Raw genomic sequence first — 11848 nt, forward strand, 5'->3', positions numbered from 1 at the left:
TGCTCTCGCGCCTCGCCGGCGCCCGAAGCCGCTTCCGACCCGCTTCCGACCCGCCTGCGACGCGTTTCCGATCCGCTTCCGATCCGCTTCCGCCCCGCCTCCGGTCCTGCTCCCCCGGCCGTTCACCCTGCTCCGGACGGGTGAACCCACTTCGAGTCGCCCGTGCCGCCCCGCGCCCGAGCCCATGCTGAGCCTGCGGTCGCAACCGGCGGTCCGGGATCGAGAGGGACACGCGTGCGCAAACGCTTCGGAGTCATGGTCGCGGCAGCGTTGTTGGTGGTGGCCGGGGCCGCGCCCGCGTACGCCCGGCCCGCGCTGCCGGACGCCACCGACGGTGCCTACCTGAACGAGATGTTGACCGCGATCAACACCTACCGGAGTCGGCACGGCGCGCCGGCCGTGCGGTTCGACCCGGAGCTGAACGCGTACGCGAAGAATCGCGCGGCGCGGATCTCGGCCTTCGAGGGGCTCTCGGAGGACCATCGCGGGCTGGACCCCGGCACCGGCGAGACGCTCTATTGGGGCGGCGCCACCGCGCCGGGCCCGGTCTCGGCCCGAGCGGCGGCGCGGGCCTGGTACGACGAGGTTGCCGCGTACGACTTCGAGGCCGGCCGATTCAGCGGCGCCACGGGCAACTTCACCCAGTTGGTCTGGAAGGGCAGCACCAGGATCGGCGCGGCCCGCTCCGCCGGTCGCGGCTCGAAATGGTACGAGACCTACATCGTGGTCAACTGGCGGGCACCGGGCAATCTGACGGGCTCCTTCACGCAAAACGTGGCACCGACCCGCTGACGCAAGGGATCGGCGGTACGCCGGTCGGCGGTCCGAGCGCCGGTCGTGGCCGAATTCGTTCGGCAGCCCGAGCGCCTGCGCCGGCCGAATCCCTGCCGATCTGCGTTGTGGCGAAATACCCGCCTCAGGTGGGTTGTTGCCGCGCCATGTGTCATCCTCCCGAGGCCGCGCGCCCGTTCGTCCCGGTCGGCCACAGTGCCGCGCTCGCCGCGAGTGGTGGTAGCAGCGCGACGAGGGCCAGGGCCCGCGCCGGGTCCATTGTCTCGGACAGCGCGCCGACCGCTGCCGCGCCCATCCCGCCGCCGACGAAGTACATCTGGTTGAGCAGTCCGACCGCCCCGCCGCGTACGGCGGGATCGACCAGAGTGGCTACCCGCCCGGTCGTGACGACCTGGCTCACCGCGAAGGCCACGATGCACAGCGACGCGGCCACCACGATCACCGCCGCGCCCGAGCTCAGGCCCACCGCGAGCAGGCCCGCCGAGGCCGCCACCGTGGTCGCCGCGAACAACCCGCGCCCGCGCGATCCCACCGCCCGACGGGCGAGCACGAAGCCGATCAGGCCGCCGGGCAGCAGCGCCGCGCCGACCTGGAGCACGCTCCACCCGTACTCCCGGACCAAGAGTTGCGGCGCCGCGTACATCACCGAGAACAGCGCGCCGAACACGCCGATCCCCATCACCGCCGTGAGCACGATCGTGCGGTCGCCGATCAGCGCGCGCGGCACGAAACCGTGCGGACGGCGCCGGGTCCACCAGGTCAGCGTGCCCAGGGCGAGCGCCGCGCCGGCGCCCAGGGCCGAGACCGCGGGCGTGCCCAGGGACAGCGTGGGGGACTGGATCAGCACCAGCGACGTGGTGGCCGTGAGCGCGACCAGTCCGGCACCCACCGCGTCCACCGCGCGGCGCGAACCGGTCCCGGCACGGCGGATCAGCGGCAGGCACAGGGCGATCACCGGCAGGGACAGCGCGGGCAGTACGAGCGTGGCCCGCCAGCCGATCCACTCGGTCACCACGCCACCGACCAGGGTGGCACCGGCCCCGAAGACCGCCATCGTGCCGCCGAAGCCGCCCAGGATCCGGGCCCGCCGAGCCGGATCGGCGGCCACCGCGAGCGCCAGTGCCGCGGAGACCATCGCGCCCGAACCGGCCGCCGCCAGGAACCGACCGGCGACCAGGACACCGAGGTTCGGCGCCCCCAGGCACACCGCCATGCCCAGCGCGAGCAGCGCGCCGCCCGCCGACAACGAGAACCGCACGCCGCGCGCGTCCGCCAGCCGACCGAACACGGCCGTCCCCATGCCGAGCGCGAGCGCGTGCGCGGTCAGCACCCAGCCGACGGTCGTCGGCCCGGCGTCCAGCGCGCGACCCACGTCCGGCAGCGCGACCCCGGCCGAGGTGACCCCGAACACCGAGGGCCCGCCGAGCAGTCCGAGCCGGATCCCCTCCCCGCGAATCGCACCGGGCTCCGCTGCCGTCCGGATCGGCACCGGCCCCGCTTGCCCGGCACTCCCGTCCGGCGCCGCCTGCCTCGTCGTCACGACCGTGCTCCTCGTCCGCGATGCCGCCGGGGTGTCCTCGACCATCGAGCCCCGGGCACCGACCCGGGCCACTCTCGGCCCGCGCCCGGCCGCCGCCCATCCCTCACCTGGGGGATGGGCGCGTGCGGCCGGGACGCGCAGGATCGACGACGTCCGCATCGATCCGGCCGAGGAGTACGCGTCGTGCAAGCCGTCATCGCCACCGCATACGGTGGTCCCGAGGTACTGACCGCCGTCCACGCCCATCCCGAACCGCGTCCCGGCCCGGGGCAGGTGCTGGTGAACGTGGCCGCGAGCGGGGTCAACTTCATCGACATCAGCCAGCGCCGCGGTGTGTTCGCCGTACCCACGCCGTTCGTCCCCGGCGTCGAGGGCGCCGGTACGGTCGCCGAACTCGGCCCGGACGTGACCGGCGTCGCCGTCGGCGACCGGGTGGCCTGGGCCATGGACGGCTCGGTGACCACCGCGTACGGCGGCTACGCGCAGCGCGCCGTGGTCTCCGCGGATCGTGCGGTGCCGATCCCGGAGGGGCTGAGCGCCGAATCGGCCGCCTCGGTGTTGATGCACGGGATGACCGCGCACTACCTCACCCACGACACCCACCGGATACGCCAAGGCGAGACTGTCGTGGTGCACGCGGCGGCGGGCGGCCTGGGCGGACTGCTCACCCAGTACGCGGTCGCCCGCGGCGCGCGGGTGATCGCGACCGTGTCCGACCCGGCCAAGCATGCCCGGGCCCGCGCGGCCGGGGCCGATCTCGTTTTCGGTTACGACGGGTTCGCCGAGCGGGTCCGCGAGGCCACCGACGGACGGGGCGCGGACGTGGTGTACGACGGGGTCGGCGCGGCGACCTTCGACGGCGGCCTGGCGAGCCTTCGTACCCGCGGCACCATGGTGCTGCTCGGCGGTGCGAGCGGCCCGGTACGAGACTTCGACACCGGCCGTCTGCTCGGCGCGGGCTCGTTGTACCTGACCCGGCCCGGCATCGCCGACTACCTCCGCGACCGTGCGGAATTGCTCGCCCGGGCGCGCGACGTGTTCGAGCGCACGCTGGCCGGCGCATTGCGGCCGCATGTGGGCGGGCGCTACCCGCTGGCGCAGGCACGTCGGGCACACGAAGCCTTGGAGAGCCGGCGGACGACGGGGAAGCTTCTGCTCATTCCCGGGGCTGACGCCTTCGCCGGGGGGTGACCCTGCTGCCCCCTGCTGCCCCTGCCGGAACACCGTCCCGCCACCTGGCCGGGCATCGCCGACTACTTCCGCGACCGTGCGGGATTGCTCGCCCGGGCGCGCGACGTGCTGGAGCGCACGTTGTCCGGCGCGCTGCGGCCGTACGGGGGTGGGCGCTGCCCGCCCGGCGCGGGCGCGTGGTGTGCACGGGGCCCGGGGAGCCCGCGGACGACGGGGAGACTTCTGTTGATGCTCCGGGTCGATGCCGTGGCTGGGGGGTGAGCCCGCCGACGTGCCGGCACGCCGAGCCGCCACCCGGCCGGGCTTCGCCGGCTGTGTCCGTGGCCGCGTGGAATTGCTCGCCGGATGCGCGACGTGTTCGAGCGCACGTTGTCCGGCGCGCGAAGAGCCGGCGGACGACGGGGAAGCTTCTGCCGATTCCCCGGGTTGACGCCTTTGCTGGGCTGACCCGCTGACCCGCTGACCCGCCGGCACACCGACGGCCGACCGCCGACTCACAGTGCACCGACTCGGGCCCACCGACCCGCCGACCCGATTGCCGCGCCGGCCTTCGCCTGCGCCCGAGATACCCGACCAGTGAACGGAAGCGCCGATGACCCGCCGACCCGACACCGACGGCTGGAAGCGGGACGAACTGCTCGCCCGCGCCGCCGAGGCGCCCGACGCGCTCGCGCTGTTCGCGACCGCGTCGGTGCGGCTGCGGCGCCTGGTCCCGTTCGACGCCGCCGTGTGGCGTGCGACCGATCCGCTCACCGGGTTGATCGCCGCGCCGATCCGGGTGGAGAACATCGACGCGGGTGGCTGCGCGGCGTTTTGGACCAGCGAGGCCGACCCGGGCACGATCAACGCTTTCCGTACCCTCGTGGACGCCCGGGTTCCGGCGGCGGCGCTGCGTGAGAGCACGGGCGATCGGCCCGAGCTCGGTCCGCTCTACGACGCGTACCTGCGCCCGCGCCGGTTCGGTGACGAACTGCGCGCGGTGCTGCGGACGGCGGGTCGGCCGTGGGGCAGCGTGAGCCTGTTCCGGGACCGGGATCGGCCGGCCTTCACCTCCGCCGACACCGAACTGGTCGCGGGTCTGTCCGCGCCACTCGCCAGGCGGCTGCGCGGCTTCCTGCGGCCGGGCGAGGTCACCGTCGAGGAGGTGGCCGGCACGGACGAGGCGACCGGCGTACTGCTCTTCGACCGCGCCGGACGCCTGATCTCGGCCAACGCGCAGGCCCGCGAGCGAATCGCGAGTGTGGCCGGCGAGGACGCGGAAACCACGATGCCGATGTGGATCGCCACCCTGGCGGCGGCCGGGACCGGTCGGGTGCGGGTGCGTACCCGGGCCGGACGCTGGCTGGTGTGCCACGCGTCCCGGCTGAGCGGCGACGACCCCTTCACGGTGGTGATGATCGAGGCGGCCCCGGCGTCCGAGGTGGCCGCGATCATCGTCGAGGCGTACGAACTGACCGGGCGCGAGGCCGAGATCACCCGTCTGATCGCGGGCGGCCTGGGCACCGACGAGATCGCCCGCCGACTGCACATCTCCAAACACACGGTGCGCGACCACATCAAGTCCGTCCTGTCCAAGGTCGGCGTCACCAGCCGCGGCGAACTGGTCGCCAAACTCTTCACCGAACACGTAGCCCCAGCCGCCACAGCCCAGGTCTCCCGCGTACGAACGGCGAGTTGATCGCACCGCGGCCCCGCCCGCGCGGCGCGGCGCCACGGTGGGGGCGTTGTCGGGAGGAGGGGCGTTGACAGAAGCAATATGGTCGTCCATATTGGAGTTATGGCGAGGGCATCGAAGAAGGAACAGATTCTGGACGCGGGGACCGAGACCGTGCGTCGGTTGGGGCTGGTCGGGGCGAGTGTGCGGGACATCACCGGAGGCGCGGGCGTGCCGCTGGGGTCGTTCTCGAACCACTTCGCCTCGAAGGAGGCGTTCGGGCTGGCCGTGCTGGATCGCTACTTCGCGGATGTGCGGACGATCGTGGCGGCGACGCTGGAGGACGCGAGTCGGCCGCCGGTCGAGCGGCTGCGTGCGTACTTCGACGTCGTCACCGAGAGGTTGGCCGGCCGCGAGTGGCGGGACGGCTGCCTGATCGGGAACACCGGCGTGGATTCGGCCGAGCACAGCGAGGTGATCCGCGAGCGCCTGGTGGAGATCTTCGCCGAATGGCGCGAGCCGTTCGCGCGGTGCCTCGCCGAGGCCGAGGCGGCCGGAGAGATCCGTACCGGGCTGCCGCCGCTCGACCTGGCCGACTACCTGCTCGCGTCCTGGCACGGCGCGATGTTGCGGATGAAGGTCGAGCGCGACCCCGGGCCGTTGGAGCGGTTCAAGACCGTCACATTCGCCACCGTGCTCGCCCCAGCCGCCGGCTGACCGGCACGCAGCGCCCGACGGCCCGGCCCCGACCCGGCCCACATCACCACCACACACACCCATGGCGCGCTCGGTCCCACCGAGCGGAATCGGAGTCAGTCATGTCCCATGTCGATCCGACCACCCTCCCCGCGATCGCCGCACACGACCCGCACCCGCGCCGCCGCATCCGGGTGCTCGACGCCTACATGTCCTACGTCGACACCGGCCCGCGCCCCGACGACGGCAATGCCGACGATCCGAACACCGGCCCCGGCCCCGTGGTCTTCCTGCACGGCAACCCGACGTCGTCCTACCTCTGGCGCAATGTGATCCCCCACCTCGCCGACCGACGACGCTGCCTGGCACCCGACCTGATCGGCATGGGCGCCTCGGACGCCGCACCCGACGGCGCCTATCGATACGCCGACCACGGCCGCCGGCTCGACGCCTGGTTCGACGCCGTACTGCCCGCCGGTCCGGTCACTCTCGTGCTGCACGACTGGGGCTCCGCGCTCGGCTTCGACTGGGCCCGCCGGCACGCCGACCGGGTGCGCGCCATCGCGTACATGGAGGCGATCGTGCAGCCCCGGCTGTGGTCGGACTTCCCGCCGGGGCGAGACACCCTGTTCCGGGCGATGCGCTCGGACCAGGGCGAACAGCTCGTCTTGGAGGAGAACTTCTTCATCGAGACGGTCTTGCCCAAGAGCATCCTGCGCACGCTCGACGAGACCGAGATGGATGCCTACCGCGCGCCGTTCCGCACCCGCGAGTCCCGCGTGCCCACCCTGGTCTTCCCCCGCGAACTTCCCATCGACGGTACCCCCGCCGATGTCGCGAACACGGTGGAGGAGTACGGGAGGTGGCTTGCGCACAGCCCGGTCCCGAAGCTGCTGATCACCGCCGAACCCGGGGCCATCCTGGTCGGCCGCGCACTGGAGTTCGCCCGAAGCTGGCCCCGGCAGAGCGAGGTAACGGTCGCCGGAAGCCACTACGTCCAAGAGGACTCGCCACACGAGATCGGCGCGGCGATACGGGAGTTCGTCCTGGGTGTGGAGGCCGACCGAACGACCGCCTGAGCCACGCCCCGCGGCACGCGGCGTGATTCGCCCGAGCGGACAGGAACTCCTGGCCCGCTCCCCACGGTTGACCCGATGACAGGCGGCCGGCCCCGGACACGGAGCCGGCCGGCGACGGGGGACGAGAGGCCGGCTCGTGGACGCATCCGCACTCGTGGCGCGACTCACCGCACCGGACACCCGGGCGGACCCCTACCCGCTGTACGAACAGGTTCACCGACTCGGCCCCGTGCTGTGGGTGAGCGACACGTTCGTCGTGGTGACCGGCTACGCCGAGGCCGATCGGGTGCTGCGCGACCGGGACTTCGGCGTACTCGACCGCGAACCGACCGCGGCCTTGTTCGGCGGGACCGAGGAACCGCCGTCCTGGGGGCTGCTCGGCCGCTCGATCCTGCAGAGCAACCCGCCCGTGCACACCAGGTTGCGCAAGCCGATCGCGGCCGTGTTCACCGCGCGCCGGATCCCCGCGCTGCGACCGGCCGTCGAGAACGCCGTGGACCGACTCCTGGCCGGGATGGCCGAGGCGGGGCGGGACTGGTGCGCGGGCCTGGGTGTGGTCGCGCCGAACACGTCTCGTGTGAACGGCACGTTGTCCGACGGGTCGCTGTTCAAGAGCTGGACCTCGCCGCCGGACCAACAGGAACCCGAGGCCGGACACCGGTCGACCGGAGGGCTTCGGCGCGAGCGTGACCCGCGCGGACGGCCGGAGCATCGAGATCCACGTCACCGCCGGCATCGTCGGTGGTCCGACCCACGGCCCACGGCCCGCCGCTGCCGGCGCCGCCGCTGAATCAGGCCGAATTCTCCCGCGCGGTACGCGACTCGGCCTGGTTCCGCCGATGAACCGCGCCGGCCGGCCGGGCCGACGCCGGACGCCCGGTTCTCGGGCGTCCGCGCGGCCTCGGGCCGACCGGGTCGCTCAACTGCCGGTGTCGCCTCGGCCGGCGCGCTCGTAGACCCGCTTGTCGGCGAGCGGTGGCAACTGTGGCTTGGGGTCCGGGAGGACCTCGGCCAAGAGCCGCTCGAAGTCGTCGTGGTCGAGCCACTCGGGCTCGCCTTCGGGCTGCGGATGCTCGTCCATGCCACGATGCTGCCACGCGACGGCGCGGTTGGCTGCCATCGGATCCGAATCAGTCCGTAATCAACCGGTTACCCGGCCGATTCGAGACTTCCCCGCGATGGCACGGGCCGGCCGCCGCATACCGGCCGACATCGGGTCCAACGGGTTGTCGGGGCACCCGCATCGACTCGTGCCCTGCCCGGAGTTCGACGCGGCGACGGCGTGAAGGCCGCACCGGCTCGGGCCGGCCTGCGACCCGCCGGGACGGGCGATGCGGCGCTTCCGCCGCAGCGCTTCGTCGGCTCCGACGTGGCTTGGCCGGCTCCGACGCGGTGCTTCGGAAACGCGAATGTGCGTGTGGGGCTCGATGCATAGACTTCGCGGATGATCGCTTCGGAGCCGACGCAGATGGGGGAGGACGCGCTCGCGGTGCGGGCGGCGTTGGCCGCCGCGCGGGTGGGTCTGGTCGATCGCGAGGTGGTCGCCGAGGTGGTGACGCTGTGCGCGGTCGCGGGTGAACATCTGCTGGTGGTCGGTCCACCCGGGACGGCGAAGTCTTTGGCGGTGCGCCGGATCGCGGAGCAGCTCGGCGGGCGCTACTTCGAGTACCTGTTGGGCCGATTCACCGAGCCGAACGAGATCTTCGGCCCGGTCGACCTGCGCCGACTGCGTGAGGGCGTCGTCGAGATCGAGACGGCCGGCATGTTGCCGGAGGCGGAGATCGCCTTTCTGGACGAGGTGTTCCTCGGCTCCACCGCGATCCTGAACACGCTGCTCGGGCTGCTCAACGAACGGGTCTTCCGGCGCGGCGCAACCGTGCTGGCGGCGCCGCTGCGGGTGTGTGTCGGAGCCGCGAACCACGTTCCGGAGGATCCCGCGCAGGCGGCTTTCGCGGACCGGTTCCTGGCCCGGGTGTTCGTCGAACCGGTCGCGGACGCGCGGCTGGAGGAACTGCTGGAGGAGGGCGACACCCGCGCCGCCGCTCGGCCCGAGGTGCCGGCCCCGCACGCGTGGGCCGGGCTCGATCGCCTCGCGGCGGCGGCGCTCGCCTGCGAACTCGGTTCGCTTCGACCGGTGTTGGCCACGGCGATCCGGCGCATGCGGGCGGCGGGCGTACCGATCACCGACCGGCGGGCGGTGCGCTCGCAACGACTGGTGGCCTCGGCCGCCGTCCTGGACGGGCGGGTGGTCGCGGAGGCCGGCGACCTGTGGACGCTGCCGCTGATCGCGCCGGACCCGGCTGCGCAGACGGCGGCACGCGAGGTGTTGGCCGACCTGATCGGCGACGCGGCCAACCGGGGCCTGTTCCATGCCGCCGAGGAGTACTCGCGGGGCAGCGCCGCCCGGGCACTGCGCCTGGTGGCCGCCGGCCGGGACCTGCTCGATCGATATGGGACGGAACCGGCCGACGAGGACCGGAGGTTGCGGCTGGAGGCGGTGCTGCGCGAGATCGACGCCGGTTTTGCGACACCCGACCTCGGCGCGGAACTGGCGGCGATCCGCGAGCGGTTGATCGCGGCCGTGGGGTCGTGATGACGGACGCCGCCGAGCCGACGAGGCACGCGGAGGGCGGGCACGCGCGATCGCCGGGGCGGATCAACCCGGCCGGCCCCGCGGAGGTGATCGGCCCCCGGGACCCGGCCGGGTCCGTGCCTGCGACGGCCTCCGGTCCACGCGACGAGCCGTTCGCGGCCGGCCCCGCCGCGCCCGTGTGGCATCCCCGGGAACCGCCGCTTCCGATCGCCGCCGTCCTGGCCCGCGGTTCGGCCGTGCCGGGCCTCGCGCTGCGCATCGTCGATCGGTTGGAGCGCGGGGACGTCCTGCGTGCCGTCGGTGATCGGGACTGGCTGGTCGTCGTGGGGGAGGACCTGCCCTGGCTGGACGGGCTGCGCTATCTCGGGTGGGACGGGGAGGCCCTGACGCCCACCACGATGCGGCCGGCGCCCTCGGCCGAGTTGTGGCGTCTCGCGCTGGGCCCCCGCGACCTCGTGGTTCTGCTGCCGGACGGAGTTCTCGTGGCGCCGATGCCCGCCGGTCCGGCGGACCGGGACGCGCTGGCGACCCTGGCTGCCGGCGGCGCCGGGTGAGGCTGCCGGACGCGCTCGCGCCTTGGGCCGGTCCGTTGCGCGCACTCACCCCCGAACTCGGCACCGCGTTGGGGCCGATGATTCGACGACTGGACACGATGTTGTCGGCGGCCGAACCAGGCGCCGCCCCGGCCGGGGAGTTCGCGGGCTACGGCGGGATCGGCCGACGCGGACACCCGGAGCGGCTGCTCGCATCCGAGTGGTTGTGGGCCCAGGAGTGCGGGACGGAGTTCCTGCGCCGTGCGGTGTCCGGTGAACTGCTCTACCTGGAGCGTGGTTTCGTCGACCCGCGACCGACCGGTCGGGTGGTCGTGCTGGTCGATGCCGGACCGCTCCAGGCCGGTGCGCCGCGTCTGGTGCAACTCGCCTGCCTGATCGTGCTGGCGGCGAAGGCCCGGGCGCGCGACATGGAGCTGGTGGTCGAAGTGCTCGGCACGGATCCGGGCACCCGGCTCACCGGTGATCTGCGTCGGATCCTGCGCTCCTGGCTGAACATCCGTCTGGATCGGCCACCCACACCCGGGCAGGTCGCGGCGCGCGTGGCCGAGACGGACGCCGCCGACGAGGTGTGGATCCTGGGCACCACCGCCACGGGACCTCGGGTGATCACCGCGCGCGAGGCGGAATGGACCGCCGCGGGCGCGTCGCGCGTCCTGGTGTCGATCGCCGGGGCGACCGTGGAACTCCCCCTGCCCGCGCCCGAGATCGCGGTCCGAGCCTTGCGCGGACGCGAGTTCGCCGCGATCGTGTCGACCCCGCCGCGGCCCCCGGTGGGCCCGCTGCGGCTGCCCGCGTTCACCGGGGGGTCGCGATACCTGCTGATGCGCGGCGAGGGGCCGGGCGAGCTGCTCTCGGTGTACATCCCCACCGACGGCAGACCGTTGGGCCGACCGACCCGGCACGGCTTCCGCGGCACCGTCCACGCCGCGTCCTGGTGGGGCCGCCGACTGATCGTGGTGACGCTCGCCCGAGGGGAGTTCGCCGTACACGTGATCGGGCGACCGTTTTGGGACGCGGAGGATATCGGTGGGCCGATCGAGGGGTTCGACGCGGACCCGGGCGCGATGACCGGTGACGATCCGATCCGGCCGGTCCTGCACGTACCGGGGGCGGTGCTCTGGCGGATCGGCGACGCGTGGTGGCGGTTGTGCGCGCGGGAGTCACCGGTTCGGACCGAGCAGGTCTCGATCGCGCCGGGTGTCGGTTCGTTCCGGGACGAACCGCTGATGACCGCTCCGACCGGCACCCGACATCTGCGATTCACCGGCGGGCCCAGGCCGATCACGGCGGTCGACGTCACCGATCACCTGCTGGGCGGCGGCGCGTTCGGGTGGTGCGCCGAGGATCCGACCAGGTGGCGGATCCACACCGCGCCGGACGCCCCGGAGCAGGTGTTGCACGTCCCGCTCGGGGTGCGACCCATCGGTCTGGTCGTCGAGGACGGCAGGGCCGCGATCGTGAGCACGTCGGCGGGCGATGCGCTGGTGCGCGCGCACACCTCGGACGGCGACCGGGTGCTGGGCGCCTGGTCGGACGCGACGGACCCGTTGACGGTACATCCGACGCTGCCGCTGATCGCCATGCGGGACCGGACCGGGCGGATCAGGGTCGGCCACGCGGTGACCGGCCGGGTCCTGGCGACCTTGGCGGCGGTATGACGGGCGCGACAGGGGACCGGACGCGGGACGGGGCACCGGGAGGGGCGCCGTGCGGGACCCCCGATGGGTCGTCGGACAGGTTGCCGTGCGG

The 11848-nt window shown here is 73.4% G+C and carries 11 protein-coding genes; 9 read left to right on the plus strand and 2 right to left on the minus strand.

Features of this window, described 5'->3' with window-relative positions:
* Positions 1-234 precede the first annotated feature (234 nt).
* Complete coding sequence (locus ACIBSV_RS03690; protein ID WP_395859263.1) at positions 235-792, plus strand: CAP family protein; 558 nt, start codon at positions 235-237, stop codon at positions 790-792.
* 151 nt (positions 793-943) lie between these two features.
* Here ACIBSV_RS03690 and ACIBSV_RS03695 read toward each other — a convergent pair whose 3' ends face one another.
* A complete protein-coding gene (locus tag ACIBSV_RS03695; RefSeq protein ID WP_395859264.1) occupies positions 944-2332 on the minus strand; it encodes an MFS transporter in 1389 nt (462 codons plus the stop codon).
* A gap of 183 nt (positions 2333-2515) precedes the next feature.
* Here ACIBSV_RS03695 and ACIBSV_RS03700 point away from each other — a divergent pair, with 183 nt between their 5' ends.
* The 5 genes from ACIBSV_RS03700 to ACIBSV_RS03720 all read left to right on the plus strand — a co-directional run bounded on the left by ACIBSV_RS03700 (position 2516) and on the right by ACIBSV_RS03720 (position 7742).
* Positions 2516-3523 (plus strand): quinone oxidoreductase family protein, encoded by a 1008-nt coding sequence (locus ACIBSV_RS03700; RefSeq protein ID WP_395859265.1) that lies wholly within the window; start codon positions 2516-2518, stop codon positions 3521-3523.
* Between the two features lie 592 nt (positions 3524-4115).
* Entirely contained in the window at positions 4116-5201 is a 1086-nt protein-coding gene (locus tag ACIBSV_RS03705) for a LuxR C-terminal-related transcriptional regulator (protein WP_395859266.1), read from the plus strand.
* A 99-nt stretch (positions 5202-5300) separates the two neighbouring features.
* The gene (locus ACIBSV_RS03710; RefSeq protein WP_395859267.1) at positions 5301-5894 is read left to right on the plus strand and encodes a TetR family transcriptional regulator C-terminal domain-containing protein; all 594 of its coding nucleotides are present in this window, start codon (positions 5301-5303) and stop codon (positions 5892-5894) included.
* Between the two features lie 101 nt (positions 5895-5995).
* Complete coding sequence (locus tag ACIBSV_RS03715; protein ID WP_395859268.1) at positions 5996-6952, plus strand: haloalkane dehalogenase; 957 nt, start codon at positions 5996-5998, stop codon at positions 6950-6952.
* Between the two features lie 136 nt (positions 6953-7088).
* Positions 7089-7742, plus strand: coding sequence for a hypothetical protein (locus ACIBSV_RS03720; RefSeq protein ID WP_395859269.1), 654 nt, complete (start codon positions 7089-7091; stop codon positions 7740-7742).
* Positions 7743-7871: 129 nt separating this feature from the next.
* Here the strand turns inward: ACIBSV_RS03720 and ACIBSV_RS03725 are convergent, their stop codons facing one another.
* Positions 7872-8033 (minus strand): hypothetical protein, encoded by a 162-nt coding sequence (locus ACIBSV_RS03725; RefSeq protein WP_395859270.1) that lies wholly within the window; start codon positions 8031-8033, stop codon positions 7872-7874.
* 363 nt (positions 8034-8396) lie between these two features.
* Between ACIBSV_RS03725 and ACIBSV_RS03730 the strand changes: the two genes are divergently transcribed.
* From ACIBSV_RS03730 to ACIBSV_RS03740, 3 genes are read left to right on the plus strand one after another with little or no spacing between them, the layout of a single operon-like run.
* Positions 8397-9545, plus strand: a complete 1149-nt coding sequence (locus ACIBSV_RS03730) for an AAA family ATPase (protein WP_395859271.1) — start codon at positions 8397-8399, stop codon at positions 9543-9545.
* The gene (locus ACIBSV_RS03735) at positions 9545-10099 is read left to right on the plus strand and encodes a hypothetical protein (protein ID WP_395859272.1); all 555 of its coding nucleotides are present in this window, start codon (positions 9545-9547) and stop codon (positions 10097-10099) included. The genes ACIBSV_RS03730 and ACIBSV_RS03735 overlap by 1 nt, the downstream gene beginning before the upstream one ends.
* On the plus strand, positions 10096-11757 hold the full coding sequence (locus ACIBSV_RS03740) for a hypothetical protein (protein ID WP_395859273.1): 1662 nt from the start codon (positions 10096-10098) through the stop codon (positions 11755-11757). The genes ACIBSV_RS03735 and ACIBSV_RS03740 overlap by 4 nt, the downstream gene beginning before the upstream one ends.
* The last annotated feature ends 91 nt before the right edge of the window (positions 11758-11848 follow it).

Source organism: Embleya sp. NPDC050154, from assembly GCF_044460165.1.
Taxonomy (GTDB): Bacteria; Actinomycetota; Actinomycetes; order Streptomycetales; family Streptomycetaceae; genus Embleya.

Coding starts and splice junctions, on each gene's coding strand:
- ACIBSV_RS03705 (WP_395859266.1), top strand. CDS start 4,116: ATGACCCGCCGACCCGACACCGACGGCTGGAAGCGGGACGAACTGCTC.
- ACIBSV_RS03710 (WP_395859267.1), top strand. CDS start 5,301: ATGGCGAGGGCATCGAAGAAGGAACAGATTCTGGACGCGGGGACCGAG.
- ACIBSV_RS03730 (WP_395859271.1), top strand. CDS start 8,397: ATGATCGCTTCGGAGCCGACGCAGATGGGGGAGGACGCGCTCGCGGTG.
- ACIBSV_RS03735 (WP_395859272.1), top strand. CDS start 9,545: ATGACGGACGCCGCCGAGCCGACGAGGCACGCGGAGGGCGGGCACGCG.
- ACIBSV_RS03725 (WP_395859270.1), bottom strand. CDS start 8,033: ATGGACGAGCATCCGCAGCCCGAAGGCGAGCCCGAGTGGCTCGACCAC.
- ACIBSV_RS03715 (WP_395859268.1), top strand. CDS start 5,996: ATGTCCCATGTCGATCCGACCACCCTCCCCGCGATCGCCGCACACGAC.